Annotated in this window: 17 protein-coding genes and 1 pseudogene; 8 read left to right on the top strand and 10 right to left on the bottom strand. The window is 70.6% G+C overall.

Going from position 1 to position 19,457, the window contains the following annotated elements; genetic code table 11:
• Positions 1-4: 4 nt before the first annotated feature.
• Positions 5-1,279, top strand: a complete 1,275-nt coding sequence (locus ACIQJT_RS34090) for an MFS transporter (protein WP_402649698.1) — start codon at positions 5-7, stop codon at positions 1,277-1,279.
• Positions 1,280-1,370: 91 nt separating this feature from the next.
• Here the strand turns inward: ACIQJT_RS34090 and ACIQJT_RS34095 are convergent, their stop codons facing one another.
• The 3 genes and pseudogenes from ACIQJT_RS34095 to ACIQJT_RS34105 form a co-directional block, all read right to left on the bottom strand.
• Positions 1,371-1,991, bottom strand: coding sequence for an HAD family hydrolase (locus ACIQJT_RS34095; RefSeq protein WP_402649652.1), 621 nt, complete (start codon positions 1,989-1,991; stop codon positions 1,371-1,373).
• Between the two features lie 37 nt (positions 1,992-2,028).
• A pseudogene (locus tag ACIQJT_RS34100) lies at positions 2,029-3,019 on the bottom strand (LLM class flavin-dependent oxidoreductase).
• A 102-nt stretch (positions 3,020-3,121) separates the two neighbouring features.
• On the bottom strand, positions 3,122-4,354 hold the full coding sequence (locus tag ACIQJT_RS34105; protein WP_402649653.1) for an MFS transporter: 1,233 nt from the start codon (positions 4,352-4,354) through the stop codon (positions 3,122-3,124).
• Between the two features lie 90 nt (positions 4,355-4,444).
• Between ACIQJT_RS34105 and ACIQJT_RS34110 the strand changes: the two genes are divergently transcribed.
• Positions 4,445-5,206, top strand: coding sequence for a DeoR/GlpR family DNA-binding transcription regulator (locus ACIQJT_RS34110; RefSeq protein ID WP_365463618.1), 762 nt, complete (start codon positions 4,445-4,447; stop codon positions 5,204-5,206).
• A gap of 128 nt (positions 5,207-5,334) precedes the next feature.
• Here the strand turns inward: ACIQJT_RS34110 and ACIQJT_RS34115 are convergent, their stop codons facing one another.
• Entirely contained in the window at positions 5,335-7,458 is a 2,124-nt protein-coding gene (locus ACIQJT_RS34115) for a SpoIIE family protein phosphatase (protein WP_402649654.1), read from the bottom strand.
• Positions 7,459-8,097: 639 nt separating this feature from the next.
• Positions 8,098-8,475 (bottom strand): ANTAR domain-containing protein, encoded by a 378-nt coding sequence (locus ACIQJT_RS34120; RefSeq protein WP_402649655.1) that lies wholly within the window; start codon positions 8,473-8,475, stop codon positions 8,098-8,100.
• A gap of 282 nt (positions 8,476-8,757) precedes the next feature.
• Between ACIQJT_RS34120 and ACIQJT_RS34125 the strand changes: the two genes are divergently transcribed.
• A complete protein-coding gene (locus ACIQJT_RS34125; RefSeq protein ID WP_402649656.1) occupies positions 8,758-9,003 on the top strand; it encodes a hypothetical protein in 246 nt (81 codons plus the stop codon).
• A gap of 357 nt (positions 9,004-9,360) precedes the next feature.
• Here ACIQJT_RS34125 and ACIQJT_RS34130 read toward each other — a convergent pair whose 3' ends face one another.
• Positions 9,361-9,933, bottom strand: coding sequence for a hypothetical protein (locus ACIQJT_RS34130; RefSeq protein ID WP_402649657.1), 573 nt, complete (start codon positions 9,931-9,933; stop codon positions 9,361-9,363).
• 187 nt (positions 9,934-10,120) lie between these two features.
• Here ACIQJT_RS34130 and ACIQJT_RS34135 point away from each other — a divergent pair, with 187 nt between their 5' ends.
• The 3 genes from ACIQJT_RS34135 (at position 10,121) to ACIQJT_RS34145 (ending at position 12,883) form a co-directional block, all read left to right on the top strand.
• A complete protein-coding gene (locus tag ACIQJT_RS34135; RefSeq protein ID WP_402649658.1) occupies positions 10,121-11,395 on the top strand; it encodes a sensor histidine kinase in 1,275 nt (424 codons plus the stop codon).
• On the top strand, positions 11,392-12,060 hold the full coding sequence (locus tag ACIQJT_RS34140; protein WP_365463639.1) for a response regulator transcription factor: 669 nt from the start codon (positions 11,392-11,394) through the stop codon (positions 12,058-12,060). Before ACIQJT_RS34135 ends, ACIQJT_RS34140 begins: the two co-directional genes overlap by 4 nt.
• Positions 12,061-12,289: 229 nt before the next feature.
• Positions 12,290-12,883 carry an SMI1/KNR4 family protein gene (locus ACIQJT_RS34145; RefSeq protein WP_402649659.1) on the top strand — a complete coding sequence of 198 codons (594 nt, stop codon included), beginning with the start codon at positions 12,290-12,292 and terminating at the stop codon, positions 12,881-12,883.
• A gap of 274 nt (positions 12,884-13,157) precedes the next feature.
• On the opposite strand, the gene ACIQJT_RS34150 is transcribed toward ACIQJT_RS34145, so the two are convergent.
• Positions 13,158-13,745: a snapalysin family zinc-dependent metalloprotease gene (locus tag ACIQJT_RS34150; RefSeq protein WP_402649660.1), complete on the bottom strand. Its 588-nt coding sequence runs from the start codon at positions 13,743-13,745 to the stop codon at positions 13,158-13,160.
• A gap of 459 nt (positions 13,746-14,204) precedes the next feature.
• Here ACIQJT_RS34150 and ACIQJT_RS34155 point away from each other — a divergent pair, with 459 nt between their 5' ends.
• Both ACIQJT_RS34155 and ACIQJT_RS34160 read left to right on the top strand, forming a co-directional pair.
• Positions 14,205-14,717 carry a winged helix-turn-helix transcriptional regulator gene (locus tag ACIQJT_RS34155; protein WP_402649661.1) on the top strand — a complete coding sequence of 171 codons (513 nt, stop codon included), beginning with the start codon at positions 14,205-14,207 and terminating at the stop codon, positions 14,715-14,717.
• A gap of 9 nt (positions 14,718-14,726) precedes the next feature.
• Positions 14,727-15,572 (top strand): MBL fold metallo-hydrolase, encoded by an 846-nt coding sequence (locus ACIQJT_RS34160; RefSeq protein WP_365463650.1) that lies wholly within the window; start codon positions 14,727-14,729, stop codon positions 15,570-15,572.
• Positions 15,573-15,660: 88 nt separating this feature from the next.
• On the opposite strand, the gene ACIQJT_RS34165 is transcribed toward ACIQJT_RS34160, so the two are convergent.
• The 3 genes from ACIQJT_RS34165 to ACIQJT_RS34175 form a co-directional block, all read right to left on the bottom strand.
• Positions 15,661-16,179 carry a DUF305 domain-containing protein gene (locus ACIQJT_RS34165; RefSeq protein WP_402649662.1) on the bottom strand — a complete coding sequence of 173 codons (519 nt, stop codon included), beginning with the start codon at positions 16,177-16,179 and terminating at the stop codon, positions 15,661-15,663.
• An 11-nt stretch (positions 16,180-16,190) separates the two neighbouring features.
• The gene (locus ACIQJT_RS34170; protein WP_402649663.1) at positions 16,191-17,510 is read right to left on the bottom strand and encodes a DUF1996 domain-containing protein; all 1,320 of its coding nucleotides are present in this window, start codon (positions 17,508-17,510) and stop codon (positions 16,191-16,193) included.
• A 110-nt stretch (positions 17,511-17,620) separates the two neighbouring features.
• Complete coding sequence (locus ACIQJT_RS34175) at positions 17,621-19,336, bottom strand: discoidin domain-containing protein (RefSeq protein WP_402649664.1); 1,716 nt, start codon at positions 19,334-19,336, stop codon at positions 17,621-17,623.
• Positions 19,337-19,457: the final 121 nt, after the last annotated feature.

Below are 19,457 nucleotides of genomic sequence, written 5' to 3' on the forward strand. Positions count from 1 at the left end.
GAAGTTGCCGTCCGGGTTCGGGCGGCTGTGGACTGCGCAGACGGTGTCCTCGCTCGGTGACGGGGTGTCACATGCCGCATTGCCGTTGCTCGCACTGACGTTGACGCGGGACCCGATGGCGCTCGCCGTCGTCACGGCGGCCGGGACCTTGCCCTGGCTGCTCTTCGGAGTGCTCGGCGGTGCGCTGGTCGACCGCTGGGACCGTCGGCGCACGATGTGGGGCATGGACGCGGCCCGTGCGGCGCTGCTCTCGATACCGGCGGCAGCGGCCGCGTTCGACGCGCTGAGCATTCCACTGCTCGCGGCCGTCGCCTTCCTGCTCGGCCTCGGCGGACTCTTCTTCGACACGGCCGCCACGGCCTATCTGCCCGACCTGCTCGGCCGTGATCCGGCACTCCTGGAGCGGGCCAACTCCCGCCTGCGGGGCGCCCAGACCGCCATGTCAGGCTTCGCGGGACCACCTGCGGGCAGTGCGCTGCTCGCGCTCGGGCGAGCCGTGCCGCTGCTCGCCGACGCGGTGTCGTTCATGCTCTCCGCGTTGCTCGTCCGGTCACTTCCCGCCGTACCCCGGCCCGTGCCGCAGATCCGCGAGTCGCTGCTTCGGCAGGCGCGGGCCGGCGCGTCGTACGTCTTCCGGGACCGGGTGCTGCTCGGGCTCGCGCTGCGCCCGGCGGTCGGGAATGTCGCCTTCCTCGCCGTGGAGACCGTCCTCGCCCTCTTCGCGCACGACCGTCTCGGCATCGACACCTACGGCTTCGGCTTGCTCCTCGCGGCGGAGGCCACCGGCGGCATGCTCGGTGCGGGCATGGCCTCCCACCTCGGCCGACGACTCGGTACCGGCACCGCGCTCACCTGCACGGCTGCCGTCGAGGGGCTTGCCGTGCTGGGCCTGGCCGCTGCCTCGAACCCGTACCCGGCGGGGCTGGCACTCGCCGTCTGCGGGGCCGGGATGGGCGCCACGATGGTGCTCGGGCCCTCGCTCCGGCAGGCGATCGTCCCGGCCCACCTCATGGGACGGGTCGCCTCCACCTCGCGCATGCTGGCCATGTGCGCCGCCCCCGTCGGGGCGTTCCTCGGCGGCTGGCTGGCCACCGCCTATGACATCCGTACCCCGCTCTACGCAGCGGCTGTCCTCCTCCTGGCGATGACGGCCGTCACCGCCTCCATGACCAGCAACCGCCGGGTCGAGGCGGCACTGCGGGCCGCTGCCCCGGTCGACGGTCCGGATCAGCGGGCATCCAGCGATCCCGCCGGTGCGAGCGCACCTGACGTGGTGTGACTCGTGCGGCGAAGGGGCGGGTTGTCGTCCGAGGTGTTCTTCGGCAGTCCGGCCTGCTACGGGGGGCCGTACCTCGGCTCGGTGCAGGTGCTCAACGGGCCGGTAGCCACGCGTCGACGGCGGCCGTGAGGACTTCCTGGGTCCGGAAGACGTGCCCGTCCATGCCGGCAGCCCGGGCCGCGCGGATGTTCTCCTCGCGGTCGTCGACGAAGAGGAAGTCGGCGGGTGCCGCCCGCAGAGCGACGACGCAGTGCCGGAAGGCGGCCGGGTCGGGCTTCGCGGCACCGATCCTCGCGGAGAGGGCGAGGTGGTCGAGGTCGTGCAGCCAGGGCTGGGCGGCGAGGAAGGCGTCGGCGTGGTCCGCGGGGATGTTGGACAGCAGGGCGACCCGGGCCCGCTCCCGCAGGCCCCGTACGTAGGTGACCATGCGGTCGTCGACGCGCGACCAGCTCTCGATGTCGGTGAGCCGCAGCTCCTCGATGGTGTCGGCGTCGGCGCGGCGGGACAGCGCGTGCAGGACGTCGGTCCAGTAGGCGGACGCGGTGTGGCGGCCGGCGTCGTAAGGCGGGCGGTGGGTCCAGTAGGCCGCGGTGAAGGCGTCGGCGGAGGTGCCGCAGCGGGCGGCCATCTTCTCCAGGGCGCCCGGGCGTTGGTGGCGCGCTATGACGCCGAACAGGTCGAAGAGCAGGATGCGACGGCGGTCGGTGGACATAGGGGTCCGTTCCCTCGGGGTTTCGGGGGTGTTCGGGTCAGGGCCGGTGGGGCAGGGCGCGGGCGAGCGAGTCCAGTGCGGCCAGGCGGTCGGGGCCCGCCGGGGCGAGAACGACGCTGGTCGCGCCGGCGGCATGGCGGGCGTCGATCGCCGCACGGGCCTGGGCCGGGGTGCCGGAGACGCTCAACTCACGGATCCAGTCGGCGGGCATCGTTTTGGCGAAGTGCCGGGTGTCGGGGCTGGCGGCCCGGTGTGCGCGCAGTTCCTCCGCGAAGGGCAGGGAGTCGATGTGCGCGGCCCACTGCGGCTCACCGACCGATTCCAGGGCGGCGCGGACGCGGGTCAGGGCGGCTTCCTCGTCGTCGTCCACGGCGGCGGCCTCGTAGACGACGATCTCCCGGGATTTCCCGGTGGCGGCTGGACCCAGATGCCGCAGGGAGGCGGCGATGTAGGCGGGTGCGGCGGGCTCGGCCAGCAGGCCCGTCGGCGACCTCGCCCGCGACACGCTGGGACTTGGGACCGCGCACACCCAGGATCACCGGGGGCGCGATGTCCGGGATCTCGGTGAGGACCACGCCTTCGCAGCGGACGTACCGGCCGTTCGAGGGGCCGGGCTCACCGGCGATGAGCAGGCGGAGCGCTCTCGCGTACTCCCTGATCAGTGTCAGGGGGCTCTCGGGCCAGGACCCGACCTGGCGCATCCAGCCGGGCATGCCGTGGCCGATCCCCGCCATGAGCCGGCCGGGGTGTAGTTGGGCGAGGGTGGCCAGCTCCATCGCGGCGAAGGCCGCGTTGCGGGCGCCGGCGGGCATGATCCCGATCCCGACGGTGAGGCTCGCGGTGGCGGCCAGGACGGTCGCGGCCTGGGCGACACCGCCGCGCCGGCCGAGGTCCTCCACCACCCAGACCTCGTCGAACCCCAGCGCCTCGGCACGCCGGACGTAGGGCAGCACCTCGCCGGCGGGGAGGTCGAGCGGCAGCATGACACCGACACGGCCGCGGGCCGGTGGCGCGGGGGACTCGGACATGCGGGGCTCCTTCGATCGGCTGAGGGTGTGACTCCCTGCCCTGATGGCGGCGGGAAGGAGGCCTGTGCGGCACGGCTGTCAGGGACCGTGCCGCACAGGCAGTCAGTGGTCACTGGGCGCCAGTTCGCTCTCGCGGGTGGCGTCCGATCCGGTGCGCAGGAGCCCGCCGGCGACAGCCGTGGTCACGCACAGCAGGGTCAGCAGGACGAAGGCGTGGTTGAGGGCGACGAGGTGGGTCAACCAGCCGATGACGGCGGGGCCGGCGAGCATGCCGACGTAGCCGAGTCCGGCGACGCGTGAGACGTTGGCGCCCGCGGCCGCGGGGTCCGCGTGCCCGGCCGCGCTGAAAAGCTGCGGGACACAGCCGGACAGGCCCAGGCCGAACAGCGCCCAGCCCGTGAACGCAGCCCACAGCCAGGGTCCGAGGGCCACCAGTGTGATGCCGACGGCGGCCAGGGCGGCGCCGTACCGCAGGATCGCCATGGATCCGAACCGCGCGGCGAGGCGGTCGGCGAGCAGTCGGCCGGTGGTCATGGCCGCGGCGAAGGTGCCGTAGCCGAAGGCGGCCGTGCCGGCGGACGCGCCGAGGACGTCCTTGAGGTGCAAGGCGCTCCAGTCATTGGCGGCGCCCTCGCAGAGCATGACCATCAGCGCCAGGACGGCGATGAGCCAGACGCGCCCGCCGGCGCCGGGGCGCCTGGCGCCCGACGGCGCCTCGGTGTGTTCTTGCCGCTGTTCCTGCTCCTGATCCCCGGAGCCGCTGGCGGCCGGCGTGGGGGCGGCCGGCAGGAGGGCACGTGCCGAGGCCAGGGCGACCACGACGCCCACGGCCCCCAGAGCGGCCAGTCCGGCGGCCGTACCCAGGTCGGCGCTCGCCGCACCGGCTCCCACGAGCGCCGCGAGAACCCCGCCGACGGAGAACGTCGCGTGGAAGCCGGACATGACGGGTCGGCCGTACGCCTTCTCCACATGCACCGCGTGGACGTTCATGCTCACGTCGAGGCTGCCGTTGCAGAAGCCGAAGACCAGCAGGGACCCGGCAAGGGTCCATGGATCCCGGGCAAGACCGGGCAGCGCCAGGGCCGCGCCGCACAGTGCTGCGCTCGCGGGTACGACGACACGCACCCCGAGGCTGTCGGTCAGCCGCCCGGCGACCTGCATGCCGGTGAAGGCCCCGACGCCCAGGAGGACCAGCAGGCCGCCCAGCGTCGCATGGCTGATGCCCACGTGCTCCTCGATGGCGGGGATGTGCACCACCCACGCGCCCATGAGGGTGCCGCACAGGACGAAGTAGACGTAGGTGGCCACACGGGCGGCTCGAAGCGAACGTTCCATGCCGCCCACCGTAACGAACAACTTGCATGTTCGAAAGTGCCGTTTTCGAACAAGTTGTTTGTTCATTGTCTGATGGTGTTCAATCGCGGCATGAGCAACGCAGACCGGCACGGGCTGATCACGAAGACCGTCAGGGACTCCGGTGGCGCCACGGTCCAGGAGCTCGCGGGGCTGACGGGGGCCTCCGAGATGACGATCCGACGCGACCTCGACATCCTGGCCGCGCAGGGCGTACTCGAGCGCGTCCGTGGCGGCGCACGCTCGTTGCTCCTGCGGGGCGAGGAACCCCCCTTCGCACTGCGCGCCCACGAAGCGGTCGACGCCAAGGTCCGGATCGCGGCGGAGATCTCCGGGCTCATCGGTGACGGCGAGAGCGTCCTGCTGGACAGCGGCACCACCTGCCTGGAGGTCGCCCGCCTCCTGCGCGAACGGCCCGTCACCGTGATGGCCTTGTCCCTGCAGGCCATCCACCTGCTGGGCGAGACACCGGGCCCGGCCACGCTGGTGGTGCCCGGCGGGCAGCCGCGCGCCGCGGAGGGAGCCCTCACCGGTCCCCTCACCCTGGCATCCCTGGCGGCTCTGCGCTTCGACACCGCCGTCATCGGTTGCTGCGGACTGAACGCGGACGACGGCCTGACCGCCTACGACCTCGACGACGCCGCGGTGAAAAAGGCGGCCATCGCCTCCGCCCGCCGGGTGATCGTCGCGGCGGACGGCAGCAAGTTCGGTCACACCGCCTACGCCTACGTCGGCCCCTGCACCCTCGCGCACACCCTCGTCACGGACACCACTGCACCGGCCGCCGAAGTCACCGCACTCGAAACCCTCGGCACCGTCGTACGGACTGTCTGAGAACGTACCGAGGGTCTGACACGGCGGTTGCGGCCAACCCAGGGATGTCGCCTGTCATGGGAACCGAAGACCTGCGGGGCACGCTGCCATCGGCGGCGCGGTCAGCAGGTCGGTACGCCGACCCACGATCACCTGTGTGGGCGGACGAGGAGCAGCGCGATGTCGTCGTTGCGGGGGGCGGATCGTTCGGCGTGGTCGAGAAGGGCGTCGGCCAGCATTTCCAGGTTCTGGGCCGGTGCGGTGCTCAGCCGGTGGGCGAGTGCGGTGGTGGCGTCGTCGATGTCGGTGCCGGGGGTCTCGACGAGGCCGTCGGTGTAGAGGGCGAGGACGGTGCCGGGGGAGAGGGCGACGTCGGTGGTGGGGTAGTCGGCGTCGGGGTCGATGCCCAGCAGGAGCCCGGGTGAGAGGTGCAGGGTGGCGGTGCGGCCGTCGACATGGCGCAGCAGGGCTGGGGGATGACCGGCGGTGGCCAGGTGGGCGCGGTGACGCGGCAGGTCGAGGTGGGCGATGAGACAACTGGCGAACAGTCCGGTGTCCAGGTCGGTCAGCAGGCGGTTGGTGCGGGCGAGTACGTCGCCCGGTGAGGAGCCGGCGGTGGCGTGGGCGCGTACGGCGGTGCGGACCTGACCCATGAGGGCGGCGGCGCTGGTGTCGTGTCCCTGGACATCGCCGATGGCCACGACGGCGGTGCCGTTCGGGCCGGGGATGAGGTCGTAGAAGTCGCCGCCGATGTCGACGCCATGGCCGGCGGGCCGGTAGCGTGCGGCCGTTTCCAGGCCGGGGACGTGCGCCAGGGTGCGTGGCAGCAGGCCGGTCTGGAGGCTGTGGGCGAGGGCGTGTTTGGCGTCGTAGAGGCGGGCACGGTCGAGGGCCTGGGCGATCAGTCCGGCCAGTGAGATGAGCAGGGCTCGTTCGGTGGGCGGGAAGATGCGCGGCAGGTCGTAGGCGAGGACTAGGGAGCCGACCGGGCGGCCGGAGACGATCAGGGGGAGGAACGCCCAGGAGGCCATCCCGTCCTGGTGCACGGCTGGTGGGTAGGCCTTCTTGAGGTCGGCGAAGGTGGGGAAGAAGGCGGGCGTTCCTGTGGCGATGGCGCGCACGGCGGGGGTGTCGGAGTTCATGGGGGCGGCGTCGAAGCGGGTCATCAGCTCGGCGCTGTAGTTGCGGTATCCGGTGACGCACAGGCGTCCTGCTTCGACGGTCAGCAGGGCCAGGGCCTTGGGGCCGAAAGCGGGCACGATCTGGTCGGCGGCCAGTTCGACCACGTCGTGCACACTGACGGCCTCGGCCAGGGCGGTGGCCAGATGTGTGAGGTGGTACAACGCCGTCGCGCCGATGGGCTCGGCCGGCTGTGGCAGGTGGGGTGCGGTGTCGGTCTGGAGCGTGTCGGCGGGGGTGATGTGAACACTGATGCCGCTGTTGTCCGGGTAGAGCTGGAAGAGCAGCCAGGTGTCGGGCGGGCGTCTGGCGGTGAAGGAGGTGGGCTGGCGGCTGACCACCGCCGCCCGGTAACGGTCTTCGAACATCGGATCGCGCAGCCAGGGCAGCACCACCCAGGGGCGGTGGCCCTGCAATGCCCCGGGCGGGGCACCGACCAGGTCGGTGCCGGCGGCGTTGATGAAGGTGAGCCGGCCCTCCAGGTCCAGGGCGCAGCAGCCCACGGGCAGGCGTGCGGTGAAGGCCAGGGCTGCGGCGCCTTGTGCGGGGTCGATCTCCTGGTGGTGCGGGGCGGGGAGCAGGCGGGGCTCTTCCGGCGCCTGCGGTGCCTGGCCGCTGTCGGCGGCCCGGTGCAGGATTGCTGCGGCACGGCGGCAGCAGGCGGTGAGCGTTTCCTGGTCGGCCGTGCTGAGATCGGCGGGGTGCCAGATGGGCCACAGCAGCACGATGCCGCCCCATACAGTGCCATCACTGGTGATCGGGGCCGCGGCGAGCTTGAAGTCGTAAGGGAGCACGAGGCCGACCCTCGGGTAGCGGCGGGCGATGTCCTCCTGGCTGCCCAGCCAGAGCGGACGCCGCTCCCGCACGGCGTCCGCCACCGGAATGGTGGCTTCCAGCGGGATGCGCGCCCATGGAGCGGCGATCTGCCCGGACACCCCGCCCACCAGGGCCAGTCGCAGCACCCGCTCCGCCGGCGGCAACAGGTAGAGCAGCCCCACCGAGGCACCGGTGTCCCGCATCACGTCGGCGAGTACGGCATCCGGCAACGGCATGCCGGGACCGGCGCCTTCAGTGGGGGTGGCCGGCTGCTGCATGGCCCTACTGCTCGCTCTCACTCCGGCCGGACTGTTCCATGCGGCGGTCGCGGCCGGAACGGGCACGGACCGTCTCGGTGCTGATGCCCAACCCCGCACCGCCCTCGATCCGGCTCGCCCAGGTCGGCCGGTCCGTGACAACGGCCGCCTGCACCGGCTTGCCGGCCAGATCAGGGATACGGGCTGCGACCCTGGCGCAGTGCCATCCCGTGCGGGACCCCAGGTCACGGTGCAGCTCGCCGGTGCCCTGAGAGCGGCTTGACGTGCATCAGCAGAGCCGTGCCGGCCACGGCCGCCGCATTGTGCTCGGGTGCAGCCTCGTGCCATCGGCGCCGGGCATGCCATGTGGACTGCCGGTGCGGCGGCCGAGAGTGACGGAGCCCGGGTGCCGCTGGGCTCGACCGCCCAGCTCCGCACCGGCCATACCGCAGATCACCCATAAAATGACAATACGCCCACCGGGTGTGACGCCGCCCTGCCAAGGCTTTGTGCGTCGGGCAAGCGTCCATGAGCGTTCGATCCCCACCTGTCCTCACCGATCACAGGCATCACTGGCGGATCGGGCTGACGCGGGTGCGGTTCCGCTGGTCTGCAACCGAAGTCTGTGCAGGGGCCGATCTCGGTCAGGCATCATCCCGGCTACGCGGATGATCCAGGTTCACGACTGGCCTCGCAGGCTCTTACAGCTGCTGCCAGGTGTTCCTGGAGGTGCTCGGGCAGGGGGGTGCCGGTGGCGGCCCGGGTGACGGCTTCGGCCACGGTGTGCAGTGCGGTGTCGGTGTGCTGGGAGACGGTCACCAGGATCTGCCAGGCCTCTTGAGGTGGGCAGCCGTAGCCGGCCGCCAGCACACCGCGGGCCATGTCGATCACGGGTCGGTTCTCCATCGCCCGCTTCAGCTGCTCACGTTCCCTGTGCAGCTCGGCAGCGGTGTCGACGAGCTGCTGGGACTCCTCGCTTCCGTCTGCCCCTTGCGTGGAGTGGGTGGGCGAGGGGTTCTCTCGTGGGGAAGGTCGCATGACCGACGCCTGCCCTTGCTCCCACCGACACACGCCTGTATCCGCAGGGTTCCCTCGAGCGCGATGATCACGGCCTGTATGGGGGAGTGGTTGGGGTCGATCATTAGGGAATGCGGTACGCCGTTGGTGTGACGGTGCCTTGCCTGCCGCTGAGGGCGCCAGTCGGAGAGCTGGTGTCACAGTGGTCGTGGGCCACTACTTGGGGCCCTGCCTGCGCCAGCCTGGAAACACCCGACCGAACTGGGGGCGGCGATGATCGCACGAGTAGCTGTATGGGAACCGATGCCGACCGACGAGCGTGACTGGGTGCTGGACGCCGCTGCCGGTGTGCCCGGCGTCAAGGGCGGCTATCACCTCGTTGATCCTGCCACCGGCAACGGGCTGAGCATCGCCTTCTTCGAGGACGAGGCCGCCGCCCAAGCCGCACGCAAGGCGATCGAGAAGCGGGCGGAAGGGATCGGGTGGAACAACGTTCCGCACCCGGCGCCCGCGTCCACGACCATGTATGACGTCATCCGTCACGTGTAGCTCAGCACAAGTAGCAAGGACCGTTGACCAGCACCGTCCGTGTACTGGGTGGCCCCCTGAGCGGCGACGCCATCGCTCGCATCGAGGACGCCGATCTGGACCAGGATCTCGCTCGGGGCCGCGTAACTTCACGCCCGCACCGCTTTCGTCGCCGACCTGACCGACTGGTCGGCCTGAATTCCCCCTGCGTCGCGCACAGTTGCCGCGCGCTCGCCGAGCACGCCCGGTGCGGGGCATGCCCCCGACGCCGTCGAGCAGACCTGCGCCGACTTCACCATGCTCCAAGCACCGTCCGTCAAGTGGGCGTCGGCCTCATGCACGCCCCCTTGTGCAGCGTCGGCCGGCGTCGGCGCCTGATCATCGCTTCCTCCCCTTCGCCTGACGCCGGCGGCGGAGGTAGTAAGCGACAGTGACCGCGCCCAGCAGCGGACCCCAGGCCAGCAGAGGCGCGTAGGCCACGGTCATGATCACGCCCGCCACCCCGTGGGGGGAGTCCTGGATCTCCTGCTGGGTCATGTCAGGGTCGATCCACTCATGGACGCCCATGACGCTGAACAGGGTGACCGCGAGTGCGCCCAGGGCGGCCGGGACGACTGCTGCCATGACCGGGATCGTTTTGCCGCCGAGGAAGGGGATCCACCGCGGCACCACTTCTCCCCATGGCTGGACTAGCCCGAGCGTCAGCAGCGCCAGGCCCTCCGCGACGGCACTGAGCACGATCACATACAGGGTGATCCAGCCGGGACCGTCGTACAGCTCGGCCATCTCTCCGTGGAAACCCACTGGGATGCCCGCTCCGAGAGCCAGCCGCCACAGCCCGGAAGGCAGGGCGGTGAGCGGCACGGCGTGGGCTGCCCTCACGGCCCAGCGGGGCACGGTGGCCTTGAAGTCCCCCGGTGTTGGGGTACGTGGTGAAACGGTTGTCGTCATGGGACGGCCTTTCCTGTCTGCGCTTCCGGCGTTCACACCGGAGCCGATGTGCGGTGTGGACATCAGCTTCGGGACCGGGCGCGGAGAGCGGCCATGTGCCGTTCGGGCTGTTCCCGCCGTTGACGTACGTCCCCATGTGCCGTTCGGCAGGGGGCAGTTCAAGGGGAGCGGTCCGTAGAGTGGGGACATGCGCAGGAGAGCTGGGCGCTCGCGCGCGGGTCGGGAGAGCATCGGCGTGGCCGTCGTGTGCGCGGTGGCCCTCGCCGGAGTCGGAGCCGCGCCGGAGTTCGGCCCTTTGGTCACGCTGCCCGCTGCGTTCGCGTCGGCGAGCGCGGTCGGTGTGCTGCTTCTGTGGAGCCGCGCCCGCCGGAGGCTCACTGTCCTCGCCGGTGCGGCCGGCGTCGTGTCAATGGCCGCCACCACCGCCGTCCTGCTGTTCGGCGAACGGCGACGGGACGCGGGATCCGGGGGCGGCTGGATACTCGCCGAGTCCGCGGCGCTGCTCGTCCTGACCGCCCTGACGGTACGAGCAGCGAGATGCGGCCGGGAGGCGGTTTCGGCGGCGGTGGCCGCGACGGCCGTACCGGTGACGCTGACGCGGTTCTGGACGGGGCCTCCCAGCCTCGCCGCCCTCGGAGGGGGCGCCTTCTGGACGCTGCTCGCCCTGCTCGCCGTCGCGGTAGGGCTCTACCTGCGGTCGCTCGACAACGCGCGGATCCGGTCCGTGGCCGAGGGCCGCCGTGCGCAGCGCCTGCAACTCGCCCGCGATCTGCACGACTTCGTGGCGCACGACGTGAGCGAAATGCTGGCGCTGGCCCAAGCGGGACAGTTCCTGGCGGAGCAGCACCCGGGGAAGACATCACAGACCGCGCAGGCGGACACCTTTCACCACATCGAACAGGCTGGATTGCAGGCCCTGGCCTCGCTGGACCGGACAGTACGGATGCTTCACGACGACGACGAGGCCGCCGACGGGCGGGACGGGGGCGCCTACGCGGGCGGCGACAGAGACCGGGAGCCGGCCATGCGCGCGCCGCTTCCTGACGTGGAGCAACTGCCCGAACTGGTCACGCGTTTCTCCGCCTCCAGCACCGCGCGGGTGGACCTCCACATCGACCCGGAACTGCTGGACACCACACGGCGGGACGTGACCACGACCGCCTACCGCGTCGTCGTGGAAGCGCTCACGAACGTACGACGTCACGCCCCGGCCCCGCGCATGGTGGATGTAACTCTTCACCATGAGGCTGGGGCACTTGTGGTCACCGTGACCAATGACGCCCGCTCCGGGACCGCCTTCCCGGCGATAGGAGTCGGCGGGGGCCGGGGCCTGCGCGCACTGACCCAGCGGGTCGAGGCGATCGGTGGATCCCTGTCCGCCGGCCCCCACGATCCGCCGGGGTGGCGTGTCACCGCCGTCCTGCCGCTGAACCCTGACGGGGAAGGGGGCCGGCCCAGGTGAGCGGGACAACCGGACCGATCCGGCTGCTGATCGCAGATGACCAGGAGAACATCCGCGGCGCCTTTCGGATCATCCTCGACGCGCAACCCGACATGGCCGTCATCGCCGAGGCGGGCGACGGCGTGTCGGCCGTCGAGCAGGCCCGCGCCCTGCGACCGGACGTCGTACTCGCCGACATCCGGATGCCACGGCTCGACGGTCTGGAGGTCACCCGGATCCTGGCCGCGCCCCAGGACGGCGAACCGATCCGTGTCATCGTGGTCACGACCTTCGACCTCGACGAGTACGTCCACACCGCGCTGCGCAACGGTGCCTGCGGGTTTCTGCTCAAGCGCTCAGGTCCCGCCCTGCTCACCGAGGCCGTGCGCGCCGCCATGGCTGGTGACACGCTCATCAGCCCGCAGCTCACCGTGCGTCTGCTGCGCGACCTCGCAGCGCCGACGCCGAACCCTCGCCGCGATGTCCTCGACCGGCTCACCGACCGCGAACTGGAGATCACCCGCCTGGTAGCCCAGGGCCGGACCAACGCCGAGATCGCCTCCGAGCTCTTCATCGCGCCGGGCACAGTGAAGAACCACGTTGCGGCCGTCCAGCGCAAGCTGGGTGCCCGCAACCGTGTGGGAATCGCGGCCTGGGCCTGGGAAACAGGCCACGCTGCGCCCTAGGACTCCAAATGGGGATCGTCACTGATTCAGTCCAGCCCGTGCTGGCTCCGCGAAGACGGCCTGAAACGGTGCACCGCTGATGACTGTCGACACAGAGGCCAGCACTGCGAGCAGGCGGTAGCCGCGGACCGTGTAAGGGCATGGCTCGCGTGCGTGAGGTGTGGGGCGATGCCGGCTGGCGATGGCTTCGTTGAGGGCCGGCCGTGATCCTTCCGCTTACGGATCTTGCATGATGACCGGCATGAACACGGAAACTTGCGACCCGGCCGAGTTGGCCGCCCTCCGCGACATCTTCGCTTCCCGGTCCGAGGCGGTTCCACCGGCCGGTTGGGAGGCGGTGCGGTCGTTCGAGGCGGAGCACGGCATCGTGCTCCCGGAGCCCTATCGCACATTTGTGGCGGAGATCTGCGACGGACTGCGCGCAGGACCGCCCTACTACGGTCTGCTGCCCCTCGCGCTGACGCCTCCGGACTGGGGCACGGACCGGCCTGAGCGCCTGCTCGCCGAACCGTTTCCGCTCACGGCGGCATGGTTGTGGGAGGAAGAGGAGGCCACCCAGGAGGCTCTGTCGGAGCAGGAGTTCGAGGCCCGGCTGGATTCCGTGTTCGACCACGGCTCGCTGCTGCTGGGCACCGACGGCTGCGGCATGTACTGGCACCTGATCGTCACCGGCCCGCAGCGCGGTCACGTGTGGCTGATCGACGAGAACGCCGCGATACCCTTCGGCACCCGGCCGGACACCTCTCTGATGCCGGGCACGCCAGGGTTCGCGGGGTGGGCGACCCACTGGGCCGAAGGCCGCCCGTGGTTCGCGGATGCGTAGGTGAGCGTGCGGTGGCCAACGATGCCGAGCCCGCGACAACGAGACCCACGCGCACCGCTCCGAAGCCAGGATCAACCTGGCGCTGACCGACCTGTCTCGGCCTGGTCCGGGCTTCACGGCACCGAGATCACTCGCGCCGGTGAACCACCCGGCGTCGAAGACCGACAGCAATAGGTTCTTGTCCTGTCAGCACCTCCGTCGGCCACCTGCTGCTCACTGCGTCCCGGGATCTCGACTAGACCCCGGGACGCGCCTCAGCTTTGTGGCCGCCCGGTCAGGGCGCGTCGATGAGCATCCGGCCGTCAGTGGGAGCGAGTGCGGCGATTGCGCTCGCGTAGGCGGACTGGACGCGGGAGCGCTCGGTGGCGTTCGGTGTGGCGTTGGTGCAGGCCGTGCCGGCGCTGGATCCCGACATCAGCTGCGAGCAGGGGCCGGGCTTGGTGTCCGGCAGTCCGAGGCTGTGCCCGAGCTCGTGCGCGGCGATGCGGGTCTTGTTGTAGCCCTGGTCCACGGCCTGACTGCCGAGCTCGACGCGGACCTGGCGGCCCGGCCGTACGGGGCCCAGCGTGGCCTGCGGCCAGCCCGTCGTGGCGACGATCACGATCTCGGCCGCGGAGCCGGGCGCCGCTTCGACCAAATGGACGTTGCTCACGTTCGCGTTCCAGGACGCGACGCCGGCCGCGATCGCGGCCTCCCAGCCTGCGGCGCGGCTGTCGTCGTAGCGAAGGGTCACCGCTGCCGCCTGCGCGGTGGACGCTTCACCCGTGGAAGCTGGGGCGGGGGCGGCCGTCGCGGCGCCCGCCGTCGCGAGGACGAGGACTGCGGCGCAAGTGCCGGCCTTGAGCCAGGTGCCGAGGGGCATTGCTGCTCCTTCATCCGTGGGGGGAATCCGGCCCCGGCGGGGCCGGGTACGCGAAGGAGCGGTACGGGTTGTCCGGTGGGGGCCGGACGCACCGTCGACCGCCCCTCCGGGGCGTTGCGATGGTATGCCCTGCCATCCCTTTCCGTCATGTACCTGCCATGGTGAATTTCCGTCAGATTCCGGTCTGCGGCGGGAGTTGTGCGGCCGGTCGTCGAAGACCACCTGCTCCGCGACAGTCCCCAGGCAGGCCTGCCGCCCGAGTGTGCCGACGCCGCGGACAGAGCAGAGGTGTCCGACTCCGTCGGGGCTCGGCGGGGGCGGGTCTCTCCGGCGACGGAGCCTCGCCTTCCTCCGGAAACGCCCGTGATGGATATTTCTGGCGAGCCGCCCGAGGCTGGATTCAAAAATTATTGCCAGCATCTGGGTTCATTTTTCAGAGTCTGCGTTACGCTGGAGGACATGGAAGCGATGTCACTGCCCGCGAACCGGTACTGCTCGATCGCCCGAACCCTCGGCGTGCTGGGACAGAAGTGGAATCTTCTGCTGCTCCGGGAGGCCTTCCTCGGCCGGACCCGCTTCGCTGAGTTCCAGCGCATCGGCATCCCCAACGCCACCCTGGGCCAGCGCCTGAACGACCTCGTGTGCGCCGGGCTCCTGGAGCGCGTGACGTACCAGGAAGAAGGGGAGCGCAGCCGGGAGGCGTACGCCCTTACGCAGGCCGGACGCGATGTGCTGCCGGTCCTGGTCGCCCTCAGCGAATGGGGAGATCGTCATCTCCCGCAGGAGGCGGGGCAGGGAGTCGTCTACGCGGCCGCCGGAGAACGCCCGGTGCACCTCGAGTTCCGGGACGCGGACGGTGAGTTCGTCGCCCAGGACGCGGTTTCGATCATTCGGGGGCCGGCCTATTACGCCGCCCTTGCCGCCGCCGACCGGTCGTCCGACGCCGACGACGGCATCAGTCATCTCAGTTAGGAAAGCACCATGCCCACCAGTGGTCCCCTCGCCTATGACGTCTTCATCGCAGACCCGATCCCGCAGAACGTGACGGATCTGGTTCCCAACGGGGACCGGCGCATGTTCTCGCCTCTCTCCGTCACCCTCATCCACGGCGAACGGGATGCCGTCCTGGTGGACCCGCCGCTGACCTCCGCCCAGGCGCTGGAGGTGGGTGACTGGGTCGAAGCAACCGGCAAGAACCTGACCCACATCTTCGCGACCCACGGTCACGGTGACCACTGGTTCACCGCCGACGTCCTGGCCAAGCGCTTCGGCGCGCAGGTCGTCGCTTCCGAGGGCACGGTCAGGGAGATGCACCGCAACGTCTCCCTCCGCCCGCACTTCTGGGACGCGCTGTTCCCCGGACAGATCCCGGAGACCTCCGTCACGGCCGCAACCGTGCCCGGTAACCGGTTCACCCTGGAAGGGCACGAGCTGCGCATCGTGGAAGTCGGCCACAGCGACACGGACGAGACCAGCGTCCTGCACGTACCCGACCTCGAGCTGGTCGTGGCCGGCGACGTCATCTACAACGGCGTGCACCAGTACCTCGCCGAGTCCGCGAACGGCGGCCGCGACGCCTGGCGCAAGGCCATCACCGTCGTCGAGGACCTGCGACCGCGCCGGATCGTGACCGGACACAAGAACAAGACACTCGACGACGACGCCGAGCGCGCCATCGCAGAGACCCGGCTCTACCTCGACGCCGTCGACGAACTGCTTGCCAAGCACGAGGAACCGCTCGGCTTCTTCAACGCCATGCTGGAACGGTTCCCCGACCGCCTGAACCCGGGCGCCCTGTGGGGAGGCGCTGTCGCGCTGTACCGATAGGGCTCACCCCGGACGGCGCATGCGCGCTCCCGGGACCGGCCGGTGCGAGGAGGGGAACCTGTCCTCGCACCGGCACGGAAGGCAGTCGTCAACCAGTCCCGGCGAGGCGGGTGATCCGTTCGGCGGCGTTCTTCTCGATCTCGGCCGCCAGGTCTCGCGCCCGCTGCGAACTGCCCGAGGTGCGTTCGCTCGTGCACAGTGCCCGTACCTGGACGAGATGCGCGCGCAGGCTCCTGGCGAGGAGCCGGTCGAACCTCTCGCCCGTCGTGGCCTTCGCCTGCCCGATGGTGTCCAGGGTGACCATGCCGGGCATGTTGTGGCCCTCATGGGGACGGGTGTCGGGGATTCCTGACAGTTTCAGCAGCTCGCGGAGCTTGCCCAGTTCGTCTTCCAGTCCCCTTCCCGATTCCGCCGCCCAGTCGGCCAGAGCCGGACGCCCGGCACGTCCGGGCGCCAGGTCGGTGAGCAGCCGGGCTCGTTCGTCCATGGGGATCATCAACTGGATCCAGGCGGTGTCGGTGTCGTTGAAGGTCGTCGGCCTCGTCCGGTCGGCCGCCGGCTGCGTGGTGCAGCCGGCGACCGCCAGTGCGAGGAGCAGACCTCCCACCGCCCGCCGTGTCAGAACGTTCCGGCGGAGTTGCACTTGGCGCTCTGCACGATGCAGTCCTTCACCCGCTGCCCCAGGGCGGCGTTGTCCCAGGCGTTGAAGAAGTCGCCGTGGATGGAGGACGCCATACCGGACGACAGCGTGAAGCCGTCACTGCTTCCGCTGGTCGGGTAGCTGATGACGAAGGAGACCGAGGGGATGGCGATCGGGTAGGCACCGCTGCACTTGCCGTCGTAGGTGTACGCGACGTGCGACTTGTGGTCGGGGCTGTCGAGGTGCTTGCCGTCCCAGCAGTCGGGAAAGACCAGTTGGTGGACGAGCTTGGCCGTCGGAGCACACAGCGGCCAGTTGCCGTCGGCGCTGCGTCCGGTCTCCCCGCCCGGCCCGGCGCAGAAGAACTGGTTGGGGGAGCCCGCCGGGGTGGGCACCTGGGACTTGGCGTTGCCCGCGATCATGCGGAAGCCCTGGGGGAAGGGCACGGTCGCCGTGGGGTCGGGCAGCCGGGAGCCGTAGTAGACGATGACACCGTCGGGCTCCACCGCCTTGCCCCGCTCGTACAGGGTGGGGACCCAGTAGGCGGAGAGGTCCTTCGCCGGTGTGCAGCTCGTCGCCGTGTTGGCCAGCAGGCTCTGGGCCGTGGTGGACGCGTCGGTGCTCCTGTTGCCGAAGAAGCTGTGCATGTGGGAGGCACCGGGCAGGCCGGGGGCGACGATCGGGTCGTCCGGCTTGGAGTGGCTGTAGGTGCAGGTGGCGTTGAACTCGGGGACGCGCACCGCGTTGCCGGGTACCGCCGCCGGGGTCATCGCCCGGAACTGCGTGAGCTGGGCCTCCCATTTCGCCTGGTCGACGTCGACCCAGCCCGGTGCGGGGCCGTCGCCGCCGCTGACGAAGGAGAACCAGTTGATGTTCACGAAGTCGCCGGGCGTGGAGCTGTGCAGCACCGCGAACACGGTCTGCGGACCCGTCGGATGGGTGGTGACGTCGGCGCTGCGGGTCACCCAGTTCTGCCAGCCGCCGGTGGGGCTGGTCTGGAGCACGGCGAGCAGGGGGCCGGTCAGGGAACCGGTACGCAGTTCGATCGAGCCCGACCCCGTGGCTGAGGCGATGCGGGCCGAGACCGTCAGACGGCCGGCGGCCCCGAGGTCGACCTGGTCGAAACGCATCCAGTCGCCCTCGGCGAGGAAGGCGGCGTTCTGGCCGCCGTCGGTGTCCGCCGTCGCCTCCAGGCCGACCCCGGACTGGGCCGCGTAGGACTCGGCCTGGACGGTGACGGCAGCGGCGTTCGCCGACGGAGCGCCGAGCGTGATGCTGAGGGCGGCTGCCACCACCATCGCCAGCGCTCCCGCTAACACGGGACTGAGATGAAAGGAGTATCTGTGCATGTCACTTCCTCATTGGAGTGGGTCGGGCCGGGCGCGGACACGGAGGGGCTCGGGCCTGACTACTGGTAGACGTGCACGTAGTCGACGAGCATGCGGGAGGGGAACGGGGTCGATCCGTCGGGCGGGCCGGGCCAGTCACCGCCGACCGCGAGGTTGAGGATCATGTAGTGCGGGTGGTCGAAGATCCAGGGACCGCGTGTGCGCTCCACCTGCTCCTTGTCGAGGGTGAGGACGGTGCGCCCGTCGACGCTGAAGACGATGCCCTTGCTGTTCCAGTCGGCGGCCCAGGTGTGGAAGTCGTCGGAGAAGTCGGCGGCCTGGGGGAGTTGGTAGGGCGAACCGATGCCGTTGCCGCCGTTGTAGGCGGGAGCGTGCACGGTGGAGTAGGCCGTCTTCACGTCCTTGCCGAGGACCTCCATGATGTCGACCTCGCCGTTGTACGGCCACGGTCGGCCGGTCAGGAAGTCGGCGCCCATCATCCAGAACGCGGGCCACAGTCCGTTGCCCTTGGGCACCTTGATCCGGGCCTCGACCCGCCCGTAGGTGAACTGGAAGGTGGCGCCCGTGTTCATGCGGGCCGAGGTGTACTGGCAGGTGGTGCTGCCGGTCAGCGGGTCGGGCGGGCAGGACCTGCCGGGGCTCGCCTCCTTGCGGGCTTCCATGACGAGGTGCCCGCCGCCGTCCAGCGCGGCGTTCTGCTGGTCGGTGTAGTACTGAAGCTCGCCGTTCTGCCCGGTGCCGGGGTCGGCCCGCCACTTCGACTGGTCGGGCTTCGCGCCGGCCGGCCCCTCGAAGTCGTCGCTCCAGACCAGCCGCGGCGGCTGTGCCGGGTCCGGGGGCAGCGGCGGTGCGGGCAGGGGAGCGCCTCCGGTGCCGTACACCTGGAACTCCCACAGGGAGTAGCCGTAGGCGGTGGCACGTTCGGTGCCGTACATCCGGACGTACCGGCCCGTGCCGGAGACGGTCAGGGTCTGCTTGAAGCCGGTGCCGGTCGTCGTCGAGTAGATCGGCGTCCAGTCGGAGCCGTTCGGGGAGACCTGGATCTGGAAGGACTTGGCGTAGGCGGGGTCCCATTGCAGGACGACCTTGTGGATCTGGGCGGTCGCGCCGAGGTCGACGGAGATCCAGCCCGGGTCCGTCCAGCCGGTGGTGGAGCTGGTCGCCCACCGGGAGGCCGGATCGCGGTCGAAGGCCCGGGCGGGGGTGCACTCCCAGCAGTTCCCGTCGCTCTGCGAGGACGAGGCCGCACCTGTCCTGCCGTAGGAGAGCAGCGTGTCACCGCCGCTGTCGGAGCCGCCGCTTCCGAAGACCTGCAACTCCCATAGGGAGTAGCCGTATTGGGTGGCCCGCTGGGTGCCGTACATGCGCACGTAGCGGCCGGTGGCCGTGACAGGCAGGCTCTGGGTGCCGCCGGTGCCCGCGGCCGTCTCGTAGACCGTGGACCAGGCCTCCGCGTCGTTCGAGACCTGTATCCGGAAGGCCTTGCCGTAGGCGGCCTCCCACTGGAGCGTCACCTTGGTGATGGAGACCTGGGCGCCGAGGTCGACCCTGATCCACTGCGGGTCGGCGAAGCCGCTGGACCAGCGCGTCGTGGGGTCGCCGTCGACCGCGCCCTGGGCGTTGAAGGGCTCTTCGGTACTGGATGCGACGACGGGCTTGCCCTGCGACAACAGGGCCTCGGCGGCGCGTGCTTCAGGAGCGGGCAGGGACGTGAACGTCAGAAGGGTGGCCACCACGGCGATCAACAGGCCGAGGCGACGGAGCGGAGGACGCACGGGCGACTCCTCAGTGGGGGTGAGAGTGAGGGAGCGTTCCCTGAGCGCTGAGAATGGGCCGGTGCGCAAGGAGTGTCAAGGCTTCTTGCACAAGGGGGAGTTGGGCCACGAAGGCGGCTGG

It is taken from the genome of Streptomyces sp. NPDC091972 (assembly GCF_044756385.1).
Classification (GTDB): domain Bacteria; phylum Actinomycetota; class Actinomycetes; order Streptomycetales; family Streptomycetaceae; genus Streptomyces.